The 18,759-nt window shown below is 60.4% G+C and carries 17 protein-coding genes; 10 read left to right on the forward strand and 7 right to left on the reverse strand.

The genetic code is table 11. The annotated features are described in order from the left end of the window. Positions 1-1,788 carry an IlvD/Edd family dehydratase gene (locus KGA82_RS01240; RefSeq protein ID WP_223449411.1) on the forward strand — a complete coding sequence of 596 codons (1,788 nt, stop codon included), beginning with the start codon at positions 1-3 and terminating at the stop codon, positions 1,786-1,788. 66 nt (positions 1,789-1,854) lie between these two features. On the opposite strand, the gene ptrR is transcribed toward KGA82_RS01240, so the two are convergent. Beyond that, positions 1,855-2,736, reverse strand: a complete 882-nt coding sequence (gene ptrR, locus KGA82_RS01245) for a putrescine utilization regulator PtrR (RefSeq protein ID WP_192415615.1) — start codon at positions 2,734-2,736, stop codon at positions 1,855-1,857. A 100-nt stretch (positions 2,737-2,836) separates the two neighbouring features. Between ptrR and KGA82_RS01250 the strand changes: the two genes are divergently transcribed. Further along, positions 2,837-4,228: an aldehyde dehydrogenase family protein gene (locus KGA82_RS01250; protein WP_223449412.1), complete on the forward strand. Its 1,392-nt coding sequence runs from the start codon at positions 2,837-2,839 to the stop codon at positions 4,226-4,228. 164 nt (positions 4,229-4,392) lie between these two features. On the opposite strand, the gene KGA82_RS01255 is transcribed toward KGA82_RS01250, so the two are convergent. After that, a complete protein-coding gene (locus KGA82_RS01255; RefSeq protein ID WP_223449413.1) occupies positions 4,393-5,289 on the reverse strand; it encodes a LysR family transcriptional regulator in 897 nt (298 codons plus the stop codon). Between the two features lie 161 nt (positions 5,290-5,450). On the opposite strand from KGA82_RS01255, the gene KGA82_RS01260 reads away from it, so the two are divergent. The 6 genes from KGA82_RS01260 (at position 5,451) to KGA82_RS01285 (ending at position 13,051) form a co-directional block, all read left to right on the forward strand. Next, positions 5,451-7,541, forward strand: coding sequence for an acetate--CoA ligase family protein (locus KGA82_RS01260; RefSeq protein WP_223449414.1), 2,091 nt, complete (start codon positions 5,451-5,453; stop codon positions 7,539-7,541). Beyond that, a complete protein-coding gene (locus KGA82_RS01265; protein WP_223435199.1) occupies positions 7,538-8,329 on the forward strand; it encodes an enoyl-CoA hydratase/isomerase family protein in 792 nt (263 codons plus the stop codon). The genes KGA82_RS01260 and KGA82_RS01265 overlap by 4 nt, the downstream gene beginning before the upstream one ends. Beyond that, positions 8,326-9,765, forward strand: a complete 1,440-nt coding sequence (locus KGA82_RS01270; RefSeq protein WP_223435198.1) for an aldehyde dehydrogenase family protein — start codon at positions 8,326-8,328, stop codon at positions 9,763-9,765. Before KGA82_RS01265 ends, KGA82_RS01270 begins: the two co-directional genes overlap by 4 nt. Beyond that, positions 9,762-10,583 (forward strand): enoyl-CoA hydratase, encoded by an 822-nt coding sequence (locus KGA82_RS01275; RefSeq protein WP_192228349.1) that lies wholly within the window; start codon positions 9,762-9,764, stop codon positions 10,581-10,583. Before KGA82_RS01270 ends, KGA82_RS01275 begins: the two co-directional genes overlap by 4 nt. A 120-nt stretch (positions 10,584-10,703) precedes the next feature. Beyond that, complete coding sequence (locus tag KGA82_RS01280) at positions 10,704-12,020, forward strand: MFS transporter (RefSeq protein ID WP_192228350.1); 1,317 nt, start codon at positions 10,704-10,706, stop codon at positions 12,018-12,020. A gap of 89 nt (positions 12,021-12,109) precedes the next feature. Beyond that, on the forward strand, positions 12,110-13,051 hold the full coding sequence (locus KGA82_RS01285) for a cupin (protein ID WP_223449415.1): 942 nt from the start codon (positions 12,110-12,112) through the stop codon (positions 13,049-13,051). Positions 13,052-13,126: 75 nt separating this feature from the next. Here KGA82_RS01285 and KGA82_RS01290 read toward each other — a convergent pair whose 3' ends face one another. Next, positions 13,127-14,026: a pirin family protein gene (locus tag KGA82_RS01290; RefSeq protein ID WP_223449416.1), complete on the reverse strand. Its 900-nt coding sequence runs from the start codon at positions 14,024-14,026 to the stop codon at positions 13,127-13,129. Positions 14,027-14,148: 122 nt separating this feature from the next. Here KGA82_RS01290 and KGA82_RS01295 point away from each other — a divergent pair, with 122 nt between their 5' ends. Further along, complete coding sequence (locus KGA82_RS01295; protein WP_223449417.1) at positions 14,149-15,060, forward strand: LysR family transcriptional regulator; 912 nt, start codon at positions 14,149-14,151, stop codon at positions 15,058-15,060. Between the two features lie 42 nt (positions 15,061-15,102). Here KGA82_RS01295 and KGA82_RS01300 read toward each other — a convergent pair whose 3' ends face one another. From KGA82_RS01300 to KGA82_RS01310, 3 genes are all read right to left on the reverse strand, one after another. After that, positions 15,103-15,360 (reverse strand): Atu4866 domain-containing protein, encoded by a 258-nt coding sequence (locus KGA82_RS01300; protein WP_223449418.1) that lies wholly within the window; start codon positions 15,358-15,360, stop codon positions 15,103-15,105. A 15-nt stretch (positions 15,361-15,375) separates the two neighbouring features. After that, positions 15,376-16,113, reverse strand: coding sequence for an SDR family oxidoreductase (locus tag KGA82_RS01305; protein WP_192228354.1), 738 nt, complete (start codon positions 16,111-16,113; stop codon positions 15,376-15,378). Between the two features lie 149 nt (positions 16,114-16,262). Next, positions 16,263-16,703 (reverse strand): DoxX family protein, encoded by a 441-nt coding sequence (locus tag KGA82_RS01310; RefSeq protein WP_008024732.1) that lies wholly within the window; start codon positions 16,701-16,703, stop codon positions 16,263-16,265. Between the two features lie 154 nt (positions 16,704-16,857). Between KGA82_RS01310 and KGA82_RS01315 the strand changes: the two genes are divergently transcribed. Continuing rightward, positions 16,858-17,760: a helix-turn-helix domain-containing protein gene (locus tag KGA82_RS01315; RefSeq protein WP_008024731.1), complete on the forward strand. Its 903-nt coding sequence runs from the start codon at positions 16,858-16,860 to the stop codon at positions 17,758-17,760. A gap of 45 nt (positions 17,761-17,805) precedes the next feature. Here KGA82_RS01315 and KGA82_RS01320 read toward each other — a convergent pair whose 3' ends face one another. Further along, positions 17,806-18,570, reverse strand: a complete 765-nt coding sequence (locus KGA82_RS01320) for an SDR family NAD(P)-dependent oxidoreductase (RefSeq protein ID WP_008039092.1) — start codon at positions 18,568-18,570, stop codon at positions 17,806-17,808. Between the last annotated feature and the right edge of the window lie 189 nt (positions 18,571-18,759).

Consider the following 18,759-nt stretch of genomic DNA (forward strand, 5'->3'; position numbering starts at 1 on the left):
ATGAGTGACACCCCTAAACGCCGTCTGCGCAGCGAGCAATGGTTCAACGACCCTGCCCACGCGGACATGACTGCCCTGTATGTCGAACGCTACATGAACTACGGCATGACCCGAGAAGAGCTGCAATCGGGTCGCCCGATCATTGGCATCGCCCAGACCGGCAGCGACCTGACACCTTGCAACCGTCATCACCTGGAACTCGCGCAGCGGGTCAAGGCCGGCATTCGTGATGCCGGTGGCATCCCCATGGAATTCCCCGTCCACCCGATCGCCGAACAGTCACGCCGGCCGACTGCCGCACTGGATCGGAACCTGGCCTATCTGGGACTGGTGGAGATTCTCCACGGTTATCCGCTGGATGGTGTTGTACTCACCACCGGTTGCGACAAGACCACCCCGGCCTGCCTGATGGCCGCCGCCACCACTGACCTGCCGTCCATTGTGCTGTCCGGCGGGCCGATGCTCGACGGTCATCACAAGGGCGAACTGATCGGCTCCGGCACCGTACTCTGGCACGCGCGCAACCTGATGGCGGCCGGTGAAATCGATTACGAAGGCTTCATGGAAATGACCACCGCGGCATCGCCTTCGGTGGGTCACTGCAACACCATGGGCACCGCACTGTCGATGAACGCACTGGCCGAAGCGCTGGGCATGTCGTTGCCGGGTTGCGCGAGTATTCCGGCGCCCTACCGCGAGCGCGGTCAAATGGCCTACGCCACCGGCAAGCGCATTTGCGAACTGGTGATGCAGGATGTACGCCCGTCACAGATCATGACCCGCGAAGCCTTCGAAAACGCCATCGCCGTCGCGTCGGCGCTCGGCGCGTCAAGCAACTGCCCTCCACACCTGATCGCCATCGCCCGGCACATGGGCGTCGAGTTGAGCCTGGATGACTGGCAACGGATTGGCGAAGATGTGCCGCTGCTGGTCAATTGCATGCCGGCCGGCAAATACCTGGGCGAAGGTTTCCATCGCGCGGGCGGCGTGCCATCGGTCATGCATGAACTGCAAAAAGCCGGGCGCCTGCACGAAGACTGCGCCACGGTCAGCGGCAAGACGATCGGCGAAATCGTCAGCAGCAGTCTGACCAGCAACGCTGACGTGATCTATCCCTTCGAGACCCCTCTCAAACATCGCGCGGGCTTCATCGTTCTCAGCGGTAACTTCTTCGATAGCGCAATCATGAAAATGTCGGTGGTCGGCGAGGCGTTCCGCAAGACCTATCTATCCGAGCCAGGCGCAGAAAACAGCTTTGAAGCACGGGCAATTGTGTTCGAAGGACCGGAGGACTATCACGCCCGAATCGACGACCCGGCGCTGGAAATCGACGAGCGTTGCATCCTGGTGATTCGTGGTGCTGGCACCGTGGGCTACCCCGGTAGCGCCGAAGTGGTGAACATGGCGCCACCGGCAGCACTGATCAAGCAAGGCATCGACTCTCTGCCGTGCCTGGGCGACGGTCGCCAGAGCGGCACCTCGGCCAGCCCTTCGATCCTCAACATGTCTCCGGAAGCCGCTGTCGGCGGAGGTTTGGCGCTGCTGAAAACCAACGACCGCCTGCGTGTGGACCTCAACGCAAGATCGGTAAACCTGCTGGTCGACGAAGCCGAAATGGCCCGCCGTCGCGCCGAGTGGACGCCAAACATCCCCGCGTCCCAAACGCCGTGGCAAGAGCTGTACCGGCAATTGGTTGGGCAGTTATCGACGGGCGGATGCCTGGAGCCGGCCACCTTGCATATGCGGGTCATCGCTCGAAGTGGCGGCGAGCCGCGTCACTCGCACTGACGGTTTTTGCGCAGCCCTGCTATTTCGGCCGGGCAGAATCTGCTGATCGATGGCGGCGCGATTCGCTCAAGTCAGCAAGTCCGCCGCTGCGCATCGCTCTTCGAGCAAACGCACGAACATGGTCAGGCTTTGCGACACCGTGCCCCGGCGCCACACCAGCCAGGTTCGCAAATAGCGAAAGGACTCAGACAACGGCCACACACTCACAGTGGTGCAGCCCGGCATGCTTTCGAGCATGCTGCGCGGCATCAACGCCAGGCCAGCCCCGGAGCTGACACAGGCCAGCATGCCGTGATAGGACTCCATTTCGAAAATCTTGCCGGGCACTGCGGCGTCCTTCGCGAACCAACTTTCAAAGTGGTGGCGATAAGAGCAATTGGAACGAAAGGCGTAGATGTTTTCGCCGTTCACATCCTGCGCGCGGTGGATCGGGGCATGGTTGAGCGGCGCGATCAGCACCATCTCTTCCTCGAAGGCCGGCACACCCTCCAGTGCCGGATGCAGCACCGGCCCGTCGACAAACGCTGCGGCCAATCGACCCGAGAGCACGCCGTCGATCATGGTTCCGGAAGGACCGGTGGACAAGGCCAGTTCGACCTTGGCGTGCTTCTGGTTATAGGCGGCCAACAGCCCAGGAATACGCACCGCCGCCGTGCTCTCCAGCGACCCCAGGGGAAACGATCCTTGCGGCTCTTCCCCGGCAACCGTCGCGCGGGCCTCCTGGACCAGGTCGAGGATGCGTCGGGCATAGTCGAGAAAACTCCAACCGGCCGGCGACAGCCGCAGGCGGCTTTTCTCGCGGATAAACAGGTCCACGCCCAGATCCTGCTCCAGTTGCTTGATCCGCGTCGTCAGGTTCGACGGCACCCGATGGATATGCTGAGCGGCCACGCTGATGCTGCCGTGCTCGGCGACAGCTTTGAAAATTTCGAGCTGAACCAGATCCAAGTCATTCTCCAAACGTGAACGGTACGATCAGTATTATTCAGTTTCCAGAAAACAAATGCCACCGTAGTCTGAACCCATCCCCACCCCGCAGGACGGTGCCATGACCCATGTTTCCAGCCTCACCCATGCCATTTCGATCAACCCCGCCAACGGCGAGCAGATCGGCCACTACCCTTTTGAATCCGATGCGGCGCTGCAATCCGCACTGTCACGCGCTGCGGCCGGGTTTCGTGTCTGGCGCGGCACACCGGTGGCGCAACGCGCGCAACGGCTGATCGCCCTGGCCAACGTCTTGCGCAACAACGCAGAAGCAATGGCAACCATGATCACCCTGGAGATGGGGAAGCCGATCAGTCAGGCCCGTGGCGAAATCGAAAAATGTGCGCAGCTCTGCGAATGGTACGCCGAGCACGGCCCGGCCATGCTCAACGCTGAACCGACGCTGGTTGAGGGCGGGAAAGCGCGCATTGAATACCGCCCGCTCGGCCCGATTCTCGCGGTAATGCCGTGGAACTTCCCGATCTGGCAGGTTCTGCGCGGCGCCGTTCCGGTACTGCTCGCCGGCAACACCTACGTGCTCAAACACGCACCCAACGTGATGGGCAGCGCTTACCTGTTGCTGGACGCCTTCAAGCAAGCCGAATTCCCTGAAGGGGTTTTCGAAGTCATCAACGTCACGCCCGACGGCGTTTCCACGGCGATCAAAGATTCACTCATTGCAGCGGTGACCCTCACCGGCAGCGTGCGGGCCGGCATGGCCATCGGCGCGCAGGCCGGTGCAGCGTTGAAAAAATGTGTATTGGAGCTCGGTGGTTCCGACCCTTTTATCGTGCTCAACGATGCCGACCTCGACGATGCCGTAAAAGCCGCCGTCATTGGCCGTTATCAAAACACCGGGCAAGTCTGCGCAGCGGCCAAACGCCTGATTGTCGAGCAAGGCATCGTCGAGGAGTTCACACGCAAGTTCGTCGAAGCCACGCGCAAACTGGTGGTCGGTGATCCACTCGCCGCCACCACGTACGTTGGCCCGATGGCCCGCTTTGATCTGCGTGATGAACTGGATCAACAGGTGCGAGATACCCTGGAAGAAGGCGCGACATTGTTGCTGGGTGGCAAGAAAGCAGAAGGCCCCGGCAACTTCTACGAGCCAACGGTTTTCGCTGATGTCACCGACCAGATGACCTCGTTCAAGCAGGAACTGTTTGGCCCGGTCGCGTCGATCATCACCGCACGCGATGCCGCCCACGCGCTGGAACTGGCAAATGACAGTGAATTCGGCCTCGCTGCGACTATCTACACCGGCAACGTAGAACGTGCCCAACAGATGGCCGGCGAACTGGAAACCGGTGGTGTGTTCATCAACGGTTACTGCGCCTCCGATCCGCGCGTCACCTTCGGCGGCGTGAAGAAGAGCGGTTTTGGTCGCGAGCTTTCACACTTCGGCGTGCGGGAATTCTGCAACGCGCAGACGGTGTGGCTGGATCGTCACTAAGTGCAGGGATGAAGCCTTGAAAGCTGGTTCCAGGTAATTTTGTGGCGTCTTCAAGGCATAAAAAAGCTGCCGCTTCATAAGCGGCAGCTGATGGTTTATCGGCTGGAGGTTCGCTGCGGGACTGAGCAAAACCCAGGCATGACCATTCTTCAAAAGCGCAGGATTTACTCAAGAAGCGCCTTGGACAACTCACGGACATGCACGCCAACCACTCTGGCCGCCTTCGACAGCGGATGCTGGTGGGTAAACGCCAAGGCAATCGTCCGTTTGATCTCCGGCCTGGTGATTCGCACGGCATCGAGCAACCCGCGTTCGACATCGTCCTGCACCGCCAGAAAAGGCAGGATGGTGAACGCTCCGCCTGTCGTCGCCACATCCTTCATTGCGTTCAGCGTGTCGACTTCGATAGCCACGTTCAACGAGAGCTGATGTTTGCGCGCCAACTGGTCCAGGGTGGTCCGCAACCCGTTGGGGCGAGAAGGCAGGATCAGCGGAAAATCCGCCAACGCAGCAAACTCGATCGATTGCTTGAGCCCATTGAGGCTTCCCGCTTTACCCACCAGGTACGTATCAACGACGCCGAGGGTTTCTTCGTCACGCGCGTTGGATATGCCGTAGCGGTTAACGACTATCAGGTCCAGCGCACCTGCTGCCAGTTGCTCATCAAGATCACCGCTGAAGCCCTCGACCACATGCAGGCGTACGCCGGGGGCATGGGTTTGCAGCTTGGTGAACAGCATGGGCAGCAACCTTCTCGACATCGACGGCAGCACACCGATGTGCACCGTCCCTGCCGGCACGCCTGAGGACTCCCTGACCAACGTTTCCAGACGCTCGGCCTGAGCGAGCAGCAAACGAATCTCCGGTAGCACCAGCCGCCCAAAATCCGAGACGACCAGGCCACGCCCGGTGCGCACGAATAGCTGATCGCCCCACTCGGCCTCCAGTTGCGCCAGTTGCCGGCTGACCAGCGACTGAGCGGTGCCCAGCGCCACTGCGGTTCGGGAAATAGACCCGAGCTCGTCCATCAGCAGCACGCTTTGTAGCTGTTTCAGATTCATTAACCTCGCCCTCAGCGCCCTCTTCCAGTGCCCGAAACATAAACGACAGCCCTGCATCAAGCCATCACTATTTGATGTATCTGATATCGCCTTTATGACACTTCCAGATGAGTATGGCGCTCCCTAGACTCGTATCAGACCTGAAGCCAACGAGAGCCCCCATGGCCCATAACAATAAAATCAGCCCGGCAGCGTTATCGCTGTTCGACCCGTCCAGCGTCGCCGTCATCGGCGCATCCGAAGACCCGAACAAAGTCGGCGGACGGCCCATCCATTACATGCTCAAGTTGGGTTACGCCGGCACAATCCTGCCGATCAACCCCAAGCGCGAGTCGGTTCAAGGCCTGCGTTGCTATCCCGATCTGGGTGCGCTGGATACCGTTCCCGAGGCAGCAATCATTGCCGTCTCGGGCACTGCGGCGGTGGAAGCGATCAAGGCGTGCGCCCGTTTGGGTGTGAAGACGGCAGTGGTCATGGCTTCCGGGTTTGCCGAGACCGGCGAAAGCGGTCGCCAGTTGCAGAATGAACTGGTGGATTTCGCATGCCATCACGGCATGCGTCTGATCGGCCCCAACGCCCAAGGATTTGCCAATTTCGCCAACGGCGCGGTGCTGAATTTCAGCACCATGTTCATGGAAGTGGCGCCCGCCGACGGACCTATCGCCATTGTCAGCCAAAGCGGTGCGGCGAGCGTCATGCCGTACGCGATGTTGCGTGAGCAGGGTTATGGCGTTCGCTACCTGGCAGCCACTGGCAACGACGCTGACCTGGGCGTGTCGGAGCTGACTCGCGTCCTCGTGGACGACCCGCAGATCCGCCTGATTCTGGTGTACGTGGAAACGGTTTCGAACCCGATGCTGCTCGCGGAGGCGGCACACATCGCTCGTCAAAACGGCTGCCACATCGTGCTGCTCAAAGGCGGCGTGAGTAACAAGGGCGCTGCCGCCGCCGCGTCCCACACCGGGGCCATGGTGGGCCAGGATGGCGCCCTCGATGCGTTTCTCGACAAGCATGGAATCTGGCGTGCACACGATATCCACGAACTGGTCAACGCAGCACCGCTGTACCTGAGCGGTTTTGCTCCGGGTGCTGGTCGAGCGGTCGTGATGAGTCACAGCGGTGCAGTGGGTGTGCTGTGCGCTGATGCCGCCGAACGTGTCGGCCTGCCGCTGACCGAGCTGGCGCCGCCAACCCTGGAACGCCTGAAAGGTCTGATTCCTGACTTCGCCAGCGCCGCAAATCCGCTGGACCTCACCGCCGCCCTGCTCGGCAACGGCGGGATGTTTCCTGCCGTTCTCGATGTGCTTGGCCAAGACCCGGAAGCGGACATGTTTCTCATCGGGATCCCCGTGGCAGGCCCCGGCTACGATGTGCCGGGGCTGGCTCAGACCACTGCGCGGTTCATGCAACACACCGGCAAACCCGTGGTGATGACCGCGCCTCAAGCAGATGTCCGGGCGCAATTCCAGCACGCCGGGGTACCGGCCTTCCGCAACGAAAGCGAAGCGGTAGCGGCGCTTCGTCAGTACGCCCGGCATTGCCAATGGCAAGGCTCGCCACTCCCCGCGCCCACGGCAACAACCGTGAACGCCTGCGCCGGCCTGCTTGATGAGGCAGACAGCCTGGCCCTCCTGGCAAACGCCGGGGTGCCGGTCGTCGAGCATCGGGTTTGCCATGACGCGGATAGCGCGGCCCGTATCGCCGCTGATTTTGGCGGGCGCATCGTCATCAAAGGCTGCGCTGCGCAGGTTCCCCACAAGAGCGAGCACGGTCTGGTTCATCTCAACCTCGCCGACCCGCAAGCGGTTCAGGACGCGGCGCATCGTTGCCTGGGCGCTCTGGACACGCTGGGTGTTCCCCACGGCAGGCTGATCGTCGCGCGCTCGGTCAAAGGGCTGCATGAATTCATGCTTGGCGTCGTCGTAGATCCATTGTTCGGTCCGCTGGTCGTGATCGGTGAAGGGGGAACCCTGGTCGAGATCCGCAAAGACACCGTTTCGCTGCTCGCCCCGTTCACTGAGGCGCAAGCGCTGGAAGCGATCGATCGACTGCGCATTGCCCCGGTACTCAAGGGCGCGCGCGGTCAACCGCCACTCGACGCCAAGGCCCTGGCCCGGGCAGCGGTGACGCTGGGTGATTTCGCCCTGCAACACCAGGCAAACCTGCTGAGCGTCGACGTCAACCCGGTCATGGTCATGGCCGAAGGCGTAGTAGCGGTCGACGCCGTTATCGAATACCGGGAGGCACCATGAGCATCAGTCATATCGATCAACAGCGCAGCGTCCTGGTTGAAATCGAGGATCAGGTGGCACTGGTCACGCTCAACCGCCCCGCCAACCTGAACGCGGTGAATCAAAACCTGCGCAGCGCGTTGATCACCGCGCTGACACAACTCAATGACGACCCGGCTGTTAAAGCGGTCGTTCTGACGGGTGCCGGTGACCGGGCGTTTTGTGCGGGTCAGGATCTGGAAGAAGCCAGCGCGGTCGACTGGAAGCAGATTGCGCCTTGGCTGAACGCGCAACGCGCCATGTACCAGGCCGTACGCGACCTGGACAAACCCTGCGTGGTCGCCATCAACGGCGTCGCCGCTGGCGCAGGCATGCAACTCGCGCTGTGTGGCGACTGGCGGGTTGCCACGCCGGACGCCCGCATCGGTCAGCCTGAAGTGAAAGCGGGCCTGGCGAGCATCGTCGGCTCCTACTTGCTCTCTTTGCATGTCGGCCTGACCCACAACGCGCAACTGTCCCTGTCCGGCGAACTCATCAACGGCCAGCGCGCTCACGAGATCGGGCTGGTGACAGAGCTTGCGTCAGACGTCCTGGGTGCAGCCATCGTCCGTGCACACTCGCTGGCGCAGCTACCCGCGACGGCCATCCGCCTGTCCAAACAACGCTTCCGGGCGCTCACTCAACCCGGTTTCGACGACGCCTGTACCGCCGGCATCCGCGCCCAACTCGAATGCTATGCCAGCGGTGAGCCACAGACCTTGATGAGCGCGTTTCTCGACGCCCGTGCACGCAAAGGAAATACACCATGACTGCCTATCAACATCACCTGATCAACGGACGCTGGACGCCCGCACAATCCGCCGACAGCACTCGCGTCTACGACTCGGCGAGCGAAGCCGGGCTGGGCCAGGTCGCCCATGGCACATCATCGGAAATCGACCTCGCCGTCGAGGCCGCAAAAAATGCCTTTGCCTCGTGGTCAACGCTGCCTGTCAGCACACGGGCTGACTTCGTGCGCGGCATCGCCAATCAACTGGAAGAACACGTTGCTCAGCTTGCCCAAGGGATCGCCGCCGAGGTCGGCATGCCGCTCAAGCTGTCGCAGCGCATACAGGTGCAGGCACCGATTCTGGCGTGGCGGGCGACGGCTGATCTGGCGGTCGATTGCCTGGCGGATGCCCAGGTCGGCAACTCCACCATCACCCATGTCCCGGTCGGCGTCGTCGGTGCTATCACCCCGTGGAACTACCCGTTGCACCAGATCACCGGCAAGGTCGCCGCGGCATTGGTCGCCGGTTGCACCGTGGTCCTCAAACCGTCGGAACTGGCGCCTTGCACAGCACGTGCACTGGGTGAAGCGGCACTGGCCGCCGGCCTGCCCAACGGTGTGCTGAACATTGTTCTGGGCGACGCGGCGACCGGCCAGGCTTTGGTCGATCATCCAGACATCGCGCTGCTCTCGTTTACCGGTTCCACCGCAGTGGGCCGACGTATCGCCGCCTCGGCAGGCCAGGCACTGAAGCGGGTTTCACTGGAGTTGGGTGGCAAATCAGCCTGCATCGCGACAGCGGATGCCCCTGCCGAAAACGTCGTACGCCACGTGGTCGCGTCATGCTTTCTGAACTCGGGCCAATCGTGCAACTCACTGACGCGCTTGCTCGTCCCCGTCGAGTTGTATGACACCTACCGTGCCTTGCTGGCTGACGCGGTGACTCGCCTGACGCTAGGCGACCCCATGGAGGCGACCACACGCATGGGGCCCCTGGTGTCTGCGGCGCATCGGGACCGTGTTCACGCCATGATCACTGATAGCGAATCCCAGGGTTTTGACCTGATTGCCGGCGGCAGCCAAGCGCCAGTGCCGGCGACCGGTTACTACATTGCGCCGACTATTTTCGGCCGCGTTCCGCCTCAATCGGCACTGGCACAGCAGGAAGTGTTTGGCCCTGTACTCAGTGTGACCACCTATGAAAGCGAACAGCAGGCCGTCGAGATTGCCAACGGCACAGCGTATGGCCTGGCCGGCGCGGTGTGGGCGGCCGATACCGATCACGCCCTGAGCCTCGCCCTTCAACTACGCGCCGGTCAGGTCGACGTCAATGGCGCGCCCTATAACCCGGCAGCGCCGTTCGGTGGCTTTGGTGATTCCGGCCTTGGTCGTGAGGGCGGTACGTACGGAATCGAGGAGTTTGTGGAAATACGCGCCATTCAAATGCCCGTCGCCAGCACGAGGGAAAAATCATGAATTTCAATCAGATCGAACTCAGCCGTTTCGGCGCTCAAGAGCACGTTGCCGTCGTTACCCTGATGCGCCCCGAGAAAATGAATGCACTGACCAAGGTGATGGAGGCAGAGCTGCGCGAAGCGTTCGCTCAACTGGATCGCGATGACACCGTTCGCGTCATCGTATTGACCGGCAACGGTCGTGCATTCTGCGCCGGCATGGACATCGATGAACTTGAGGTGCTGCCACCCGACGACATCAGTGAAATGGCCTGGATGCGCGCCTATGACATGAATCGTCGCGCCGACTACCAAAGCCGTTACTCGTATTTCCCCGGCGTCCGCAAACCCGTCATCAGCGCAATCAACGGCGCCGCAGCCGGCTTGGGGTTGGTACTGGCGCTGTACAGCGACATGCGTTTCGCCAGCGAAACCGCGGTGTTTTCCACGGCTTTCGCCAAACGCGGGTTGATTGCCGAACACGGCATTGCCTGGCTGTTGCCGCGCATTGTCGGGCCGGGGCACGCCGCGGATTTGTTGCTTTCGTCACGCAAGGTATCGGCGCAGGAAGCACTGAGCATGGGCCTGGTCGAACGCCTGTTTGCAGCGGATGCCCTGCTGGATCAGACCCTGAAATACGCCGAAGAACTGGCCCTCAATGTCTCGCCCCGCTCTGTACGCGTCATCAAACAGCAGTTGGGCGAGTCGCCTTTCCAGACACTCACCGAGTCCATCGCCCAGGCCAACCGGGAGATGTTCCTGAGCATCCAGAGCGATGACTTCAAGGAAGGCGTGGCGCATTTCATGGAACGACGACCGGCACGCTTTAGCGGCACCTGATTTATCCAGACAACCTTCAGAGCTGCCACAATCGCCAGAGTACAGCCGCTTCGACTGCTCGCTGGCGATCACAGGGCATTGATATCACGAGCACTCCATAAAAATAACAAGGAGTCAGCGATGACTATCCTCAATACCGCAGAACAGCACATCGGCGTACAGGACCCTGCCCTCGCCGAATCAACGTTCAAGAAAATCATGTGGCGGTTCATGCCGCTGTTGTTCCTTTGCTATGTCGTCAGTTACCTGGACAGGATCAACGTCGGCTTTGCCAAGCTGACCATGCTCAACGATTTGTCCTTCAGCAATGCGGTCTACGGCCTGGGCGCCGGTGTTTTCTTCATTGGCTACTTCTTCGCTGAAGTGCCCAGCAACATGATCCTGCACCGCGTCGGCGCGCGACGCTGGATCGCCCGGATCATGATCACCTGGTCGCTCATCTCGGCAGCGACTGCACTGGTTCAGACGCCGATGCAGTTCTACATCGCCCGGTTTTTCCTGGGCATCGCCGAAGCAGGCTTTTTCCCCGGCATCGTGCTCTATCTCACCCTTTGGTTTCCGGCCCATCGCCGGGGCAAGATGGTCGCGCTGCTGATGGCGGGCAATCCGGTGTCCGGCATCCTCAGCGGCCTGGTGTCGGGCTACATCATGCACACCATGAACGCGGTCCATGGGCTGGCCGGCTGGCAATGGCTGTTCATTATCGAAGCCGCACCGGCACTGATACTGGGTTTTGTCGTGATGTTCTTTCTCACCGACAAAGTCGACGACGCTCATTGGCTGAGCAAAGAACAACGCGCCTTGGTTGCCGAAGAAATCAGCCAGGACAACCGCTCCAAAACCCACAGCTCGGTGCGTCAAGGATTGCTCGGCGGTCGGGTCTGGCTGATGTGCGCCATTCTGTTCCTGCTGGTGATGGGCACCAGCACCATTGGCTTCTGGCAGCCAAGCATCATCAGCAACTCCGGCATTACCGACCCGCGAACGATCGGGATCATTTCGGCGGTGCCCTATCTGGCGGCACTGCTGGGCATGTACCTGGCCGGTAAAAGCTCTGATCGCCATCGGGAGCGCCGTTGGCATGCAATCATTCCGCTGTTGGTGGCCGTGCCTGGTTTTCTGATTTGCGCGTTCTTCCCGTTGACACCCTGGCTGGCCATTACCGGTCTGATCATCGCGACTGCCGGGATCATCACCTCACTGCCCATGTTCTGGGCGCTGCCGACCTCGTTTCTGGGCGGTGCAGGTGCGGCGGCCGGAATTGCGCTGATTAACTCCACGGGCAATCTGGCCAGCTTCGCCGGCCCTGCAATGCACGGTTACCTGAAGGACCTGACGCAATCGATGACCACAGGGTTGGTCATTGTCGCGGGCTGTGTGTTCGTCTCGGCCATGATCATCCTGGTGTTCGTACCGGCGAAAATGGTCAACCGATAGTCACCACTTCCCGTTGTACCCCCCCTCGCAGCTTCTGACGGCAATCCAACAGAAGCTGCGTCAAAGGATCAAAGATCGAGGTGATCACCGTGAACAGCACATTCAGGATCGATGCAGTAGACGCCGTGCCGACAAACGAGCGGGAAGCCGAATATTTCGAGTACAGCAAAGCGGCGAATCCGATCAGCGCCAAGCTCATTACGCGCGTTCCCTACCACAACTTTCCAGCGTCACTCTGTGCCACTGGCCCCTCGCGGATCGTGCCGCTGGACCTGAGCGAAGCACTGGGCTGTGAAGGGCCGGCAACCGGGCCCGGGCTTTGTGCAAACTTCATCCGCCTCAATGCGGGCGATAACCTTACGCTCCACCCCAACGCCACCTCGCAGGTTTTTTATGTGATTGCCGGCGCAGGCGAAGTCACCCAGGGCGAGCACACCCTTGAATGGTCCAAAGGCTGCTTCATTGCGCTGCCGGGTCTTCTGGACGCCCGTTTCAGCGCGACCGAGGATGCCCGTCTCTACTACGTGCATGACGAACCACTGCTGCGTTATCTCGGCGTGACCCGCAGCATCGATCGGTTCATGCCTACGTTGTATCCGGCGCATACAGCCAACGCGAAGCTGCGTGAAGCGGCCGATGACCCGCGCGCGCAAGACCGCAGCCGTATCAGCATTTTGTTGGCTAATCGCAATTTTCCTCAAACCCGAACCGTGACCCATGTGCTCTGGGCAATGTATGGAATCTTGCCTGCCGGCTCGATCCAGAAGCCTCACCGGCATCAGTCCATTGCGCTGGATTTCATCATCGACTGCCCGGCAGGTTGCTACTCACTGGTGGGCACCGAACTGGATGCCGATGGCCAGATACGTAACCCGGTTCGTGTGGATTGGGCCCCGGGGTTGGCTTTTGTAACGCCACCTGGTTACTGGCACGCCCACTTCAACGAGTCGGATCAGGAAGCGTTCCTGATCCCGATTCAGGACGCGGGGCTGCAGACGCATCTTCGCTCGCTGGATATTCGCTTCAGCTGATACAGGTTGTTCATTGCCCCCGCTCGCCCCGCACGAGCGGTCAGGCAACACCGGTTTAATCACCTGAAAGCCGGGTTACTTGAAAACGGGCACGCTGGCTGACCCGCTCGGCTTTTTCAGGTATTCACGCAGCCGTGCACCGATCTCGGCAATTTTCGCCTCCCCCGCCCGCAAGGCTTGCGGGTTGGTATGCACCGAGTAACTTCCCAGCGCCAGATCATAAGGATGTGGCTGCGCGGAGCCGATCACGAAGACCGTTTCCTTGTGCATGGCCTTTAGCGTAACGGTGCCGCTACCGGGTTCGAAGACGATCATTTCTCCCGCCATGACCACCTCCGGAGCGCAAAGCGATCCACGACTGACACTCAACCACAACGACTCATGACCCGTGGGCGGCACATAACTCCAGGATTCTCCGACAGGTAGCGTGACCAGCAGGTAGTTCATGCCGGCGGGAGCACGAACCGGGCTTTGGACACCCTGGTATGCACCTAGAATCACACGCGCCGGTCCCACTTCTGGCATTACGCCTGACTCCAGGTATTGGCTATCGACACTGGCGTTTTCCAGCGTCGGCGGGAGTGCGACCCACAGTTGAAAACCCTGAATGCGCTTCGATGTACCTACCGACATTTCCTTGCCATGCCAGACCCCGCCACCCGCGCGCATCCATTCGACACCGCCATAGTCAATCATCCCCGAACCCGAATCCGCCTCCTCAAAACGCAAATTCCCTTCGGTAATGACTGTGACCGTGGCGATGCCCGAATGCGGATGCATCTGCATGCCGTTGATGAACGAGCTCTCGCCTTCAAACAGGTCAAGGAACACAAAAGGCTTGAGCAGTTGGCCGAGGTCTGAGGGGCTCATCAACCGGACAATCGCGCCATGCCCATTGCCGGTGGTGCGGTAACGAATGGCCCGCTGGGTAACGGTTTCTTGTGTAGCGAACTGAGGCTGTTGCTTTAAAGACATCTTGATGACTCGAAGTTGGCAGCCTTTCGGCCCGATGCTCCAGACAATAGGCCCGGAATGATTACTTGATAAGCCGGTACAATTGGATTGCACTCGTCCACCAGCATCAGGAATGTCTCGCCATGCTCGACCTCAATGACATCGCCATGTTTGTGCAGGTAGTACGTTGCGGCAGCTTTGCAGAAGCCGCGCGACAGCTGGGCATGCCCCCCAATACCGTGAGTCGGCGCATCCAGCAGCTCGAAACGCAGCTCGGCACTCGGCTGATGCAGCGCTCCACTCGCAAGCTCACGCTCACCAGTGCCGGCCTTGGCTTTCATGAGCGTTGCGTGGGCGCCGTCGAGGGCCTGCTCGAAGCGGGACAGGCGTTGATGACGGGCAGTCACGAGCCCAGTGGTCGGGTGCGCGTGGCGGCCCCGGCCGACTTTTTCGACTTTTTTCAGATGCAATGGGTGACGGAGTTTCTGACCGCGCATCCGCGCGTGCGACTCGACTTCGTGCTCAGCGACGCGAAGGCCGACTTGATCGCCGAGCAGATCGACGTCGCCTTTCGCGGCGGCCCCTTGCGCGATTCAGGCTATGTCGGTCGTCAGATCCTTGACCCGCGCAGCGTAGGGATGGTCGCCAGCCCCGCCTACCTCGCGGCGCGGGGGTCACCCCGCACGCTGCAAGACCTGGTAAACCACGATTGTGTGATCTCGGCGCATCCAGGTGGCCATGCCACTTGGCGCTTGGTCGGCCCGAACGGTGAGGAAGAAGTGCAAGTGACCGGACGCTTCAGCGGCAATACCGCCCAGGCGCTGCGCAAGGCCGCCGTCGCGGGCCTCGGCATCGCGCTGCTGCCGCCGGTGATGGCCAAGCTTGAAGTGGAGGCCGGCGCACTGGTCCCGGTGTTGCCTCAATACCAGCCCAACGGTTACGGCCTGAACGTGCTGTATCCGAGCCGCCGACAGTTGCCGCTGGCGGTATCAGCGTTCATCGAGTTGGTCATCCAGAAGATGAATGCGGCCGACTCTTCGCCTGAGCATCAGTAACGGCACCCATTGCAGGCAACCCGTCACGGCAGTGCCAGGCCTCTACACCTCGCGATAAAGAATCATGCCCGCGTGGTACAGAATCCCGTCGCGGAAGTCGCCATCAGCCGTGAACCCGGTGTCATCGACGTACTCCATGTGGTCACCTTCCAGCCAATACCGCCCCTGGTAGGCACTCGCCTTCCGGCCCCGGGCTTCATCGTACCGGCCACCCGGCAAGAGCTCATGGCGGATGAGCCCGTCTGCCGTGACCCACATACCGACGTACTTGTCCTGATCAGCGGATTTTTTTACCGTCATGTTCAAGTCCTCGGTTCAGTACGCGCTGGCAGTCGGACGGACAATCAGCTCACTGACATCCACATCGGCAGGCTGTTCGATGGCGTAAGCGATAGCGCGAGCGACGGCCATTGCCGGGATGGCGATCTTGCGGAACTCGCGCATCTCGGCACGCCCGCCTTCATCGGAAATGCTCTCGGCCAGCTCGGACTCGGTTACGCCGGGTGAAATCACCGTGACACGAATGTCCCCGCCGACCTCCTGACGCAATCCCTCAGATATGGCGCGCACTGCAAACTTCGTCGCGCAGTAGACCGACGCCGTTGGGCTGACGGTGTAGGCGCCAATCGATGCAATGTTGATGAACTGGCCTGATTTCTGTTTTTGCATCAACGGCAAACCTGCCGCGATACCGTGCAAGACGCCGCGAATATTGACGTCGATCATCTGATCCCATTCCGAGACCTTCAGCGCCTCGAGTTTCGACAGCGGCATGACCCCGGCGTTATTGACGAATACGTCGACCCGGCCATGCAGGTTCAACGCAAAATCCACGAATGCTTGTACGTCGGTCAGACGGGTGACATCCAATGCCTGGAAGTGGGCACTTCCCCCGCTGGAATTGATCTGCGCGCAGAGTATTTCGAGGCGCTCCGTACGACGTGCCCCGAGCACGACATGTGCACCGCTACTGGCCAACAGGCGCGCTGTCGCCTCACCTATTCCGCTGCTCGCGCCCGTAATCAGAACGACTTTTTTCGAGATATTCGACATGACCCTAATCCCTCACTTGAGTGGCTGGTGACGCGAGAGCGGTGTCTCGCTGCCAGTCCAGATTAGGGATAACGGTGGGCAGCCAGTTAGTCAGATCCTTCTGACAACTTGCCTGATCCTGTCGGGATAACGGGCTGCGACTTACCGGTTCAACGACGGCGAGCGTCGAGGCTGAAGCGACCGGCACCGAAGGCCACGACCTGCAACAGGCCACCGGCCATCGCGATGTTCTTGAAGAAGTGGATGAACTGGTTTTGATCGCCCAGTGCGTTATGGAAAGCCAGTGCGGTAAATACGCTGAACACGGCCAGTACAGCGGCAACGGTGCGAGTGCGGTAACCGGCGATCAGTGCCAGGCCACCACCGACTTCGACAATGATCGCCAACGCCAGCGCCAGTTCCGGAAGCGGAAGACCCACGGAGCTGATGTAGCCGACCATCATCGCGGGAGCGGCCAGTTTCGAAAAACCGGAGAGAATGAAGATTGCGCTGAGCAGTACGCGGCCGATCAACGAAGCCGAGGCTTGGGTCACGTCGCGGCGGCTCTGTTCAGAGCCGGTGGAATGAGCGATGTTTGCAGAAGTAGTCATGAGGTATTTCCTTCAAAGTTTGTGCGACTCGCCATGAATCGCTGCTGTGAAGAAATTTTGCGTCTTGCCCTCTCCTCTGAATAGCCGACTAATTTAGATCATTAGATTCGAATAAATAGGCAAGTAAATCCCCCCATCAACAGGAAGTTCAATCGTGCAAATCGTTGAGCGAACCTCTGCAACAGGCCTGGAATCGCACATTCGCGGTCAGCGCCTGGCCGCCTCCGAGGATGTTTTTTCCAACGATGTGCTGGTGCAGATCTTTACCCGGGAAAGGATCGAACAGAGCTTTGTCGTTCCCGCCGTGGCTGAACCGCTGATTGTCTGGGTGCTTTGCGGGAGCGCCACCATTGAAGAACGGGAGCCCGGCAAAGAGTGGCTGGCGAGTGAGGTGACAAAGGGTGATTTTTTCCTGACCACCAGTGCTGTGCCCTACGAAATGCGCTGGCACGTGAACAGTGCGGAGCCCTTCGTGGTGATGCACATTTACCTCGGTCTGCCATTGCTTGAACGTGCAATCCAGGAAACCCACAAAGAGGTCACCGGTGCGATTTGCCTGCGGGAAATATCCGGCGGTCGAGATGAAGCGCTGTCAGTGCTGTTCGAACAATTCAGAGTTGAACTGACTACCCAGGGAGAATCCAGCCCCCTGCTGATGCAAGGCATCGCCCAGTGCATCGCCGTGCATCTGGCGCGCCGGTATCTTGATACGCAAGCGGACAACATCGTGCAGCGCAACGCCCTGCCGGCCTTCAAGCTCAAGCGTGTGCTGAACGCGATGGAGAGGTCATTGAGTGAGGCGTTTTGTCTGGGTGACCTGGCCGACGAAGCCGGCATGAGCGAGTACCACTTCAGTCGCCTGTTCAAACGCGCCACGGGGCTTTCGCCCTCGCGCTACTTCATCAGGTTGAGAATGACCAAAGCCAGGCAACTGCTGATTGAAACCGACATGAGCATCATCGATGCCGGACTGGAAGTCGGGTACAGCAGCGCCAGCCATTTCTCTCAAGCGTTCAAACGGGAAGTCGGCGTCCTGCCCAGCCACTACCGCAAATGAAAAACGCGGCACGGCGTGCACCGTGCCGCAGGTAAAACCGACCCATCAACTGCCCACGGGAATGCTCATGCCGCCATCGGCCATGACCACCGAGCCGACAATGAAACTGGCGCGCTCGGAGGCCAGGAATGCCACGATTTCGGCGATCTCCCCGGGCGAGGCGGCACGGCCAATGGGGGCGGATTTCCCGTGCTCTTGCAGGAAACCCGGGCCGTCTTCCATGAAGTGATTGAGCAGATTGGTGACCACGTCACCCACGCCAATCGCGTTGACCCGGATACCGTGTTCTATCGCTTCCAGCGCCTGGGTCCGGGTCAACTGCGCCAGTGCCCCTTTCGACGCGGTGTAGGCCGCAATACCGGGGAAGGCAAAGTAAGAGGCATAGGAGGCGATGTTGACGATAGCGCCTGACTTTTTCTTCATCATTTCTTTCGCCGCTTCGCGGGAATGGAGAAATGCGCCCGTCACGTTTGTCTCCATCTGCCAGCTCCAGTCCTCGCGGGTCATCTCGACCAGAGGCTTGTAGATGATCCGTCCCGCATTATTGACCAGCACATCGAGCGTGCCGAAGTGTTGAACGGCCAGTGCAACAGCCTGTTCAGCCGAGCCATCGACCGTGATATCCGCCACCAAAGGCACCAGCCCCGGGCGCTCAAGTGCATTCACTTCGGGGTTGATGTCTTCGGCTATGATCCTGGCGCCACGGGCATGAAACAGCTCGACGATGGCACGGCCGATACCGCTGGCGGCGCCCGTCACAATCACGACTTTGCCGGCGATCTCGTTGGGGGTAGGAATGAAATCAGTCATCTTGTTTCTCCTGTTAAGAGCGCAGCTGAATAATTCCAGCCGCTGCGCATACGCCTGAACGTATGGGGGTGTCGCAATCGACGACTCAACTGTCGCCGATTGCGACCCGCCACTCTTTAGGAGCCTTGCTCACCCTGTCGGGGCTTTGCGCTTATCTGTCTGGCGTTTCAGTTTCCCTGAGGGTCGGGT

It is taken from the genome of Pseudomonas sp. BF-RE-22 (assembly GCF_019956155.1).
Lineage (GTDB): Bacteria > Pseudomonadota > Gammaproteobacteria > Pseudomonadales > Pseudomonadaceae > Aquipseudomonas > Aquipseudomonas migulae.

What these genes read in the sequence shown, in the direction of transcription:
- KGA82_RS01240 (WP_223449411.1), top strand. Translation starts at nt 1, where the DNA reads ATGAGTGACACCCCTAAACGCCGTCTGCGCAGCGAGCAATGGTTCAAC.
- KGA82_RS01250 (WP_223449412.1), top strand. Translation starts at nt 2,837, where the DNA reads ATGACCCATGTTTCCAGCCTCACCCATGCCATTTCGATCAACCCCGCC.
- KGA82_RS01255 (WP_223449413.1), bottom strand. Translation starts at nt 5,289, where the DNA reads ATGAATCTGAAACAGCTACAAAGCGTGCTGCTGATGGACGAGCTCGGG.
- KGA82_RS01260 (WP_223449414.1), top strand. Translation starts at nt 5,451, where the DNA reads ATGGCCCATAACAATAAAATCAGCCCGGCAGCGTTATCGCTGTTCGAC.
- KGA82_RS01265 (WP_223435199.1), top strand. Translation starts at nt 7,538, where the DNA reads ATGAGCATCAGTCATATCGATCAACAGCGCAGCGTCCTGGTTGAAATC.
- KGA82_RS01270 (WP_223435198.1), top strand. Translation starts at nt 8,326, where the DNA reads ATGACTGCCTATCAACATCACCTGATCAACGGACGCTGGACGCCCGCA.
- KGA82_RS01275 (WP_192228349.1), top strand. Translation starts at nt 9,762, where the DNA reads ATGAATTTCAATCAGATCGAACTCAGCCGTTTCGGCGCTCAAGAGCAC.
- KGA82_RS01280 (WP_192228350.1), top strand. Translation starts at nt 10,704, where the DNA reads ATGACTATCCTCAATACCGCAGAACAGCACATCGGCGTACAGGACCCT.
- KGA82_RS01290 (WP_223449416.1), bottom strand. Translation starts at nt 14,026, where the DNA reads ATGTCTTTAAAGCAACAGCCTCAGTTCGCTACACAAGAAACCGTTACC.
- KGA82_RS01295 (WP_223449417.1), top strand. Translation starts at nt 14,149, where the DNA reads ATGCTCGACCTCAATGACATCGCCATGTTTGTGCAGGTAGTACGTTGC.
- KGA82_RS01300 (WP_223449418.1), bottom strand. Translation starts at nt 15,360, where the DNA reads ATGACGGTAAAAAAATCCGCTGATCAGGACAAGTACGTCGGTATGTGG.
- KGA82_RS01305 (WP_192228354.1), bottom strand. Translation starts at nt 16,113, where the DNA reads ATGTCGAATATCTCGAAAAAAGTCGTTCTGATTACGGGCGCGAGCAGC.
- KGA82_RS01310 (WP_008024732.1), bottom strand. Translation starts at nt 16,703, where the DNA reads ATGACTACTTCTGCAAACATCGCTCATTCCACCGGCTCTGAACAGAGC.
- KGA82_RS01320 (WP_008039092.1), bottom strand. Translation starts at nt 18,570, where the DNA reads ATGACTGATTTCATTCCTACCCCCAACGAGATCGCCGGCAAAGTCGTG.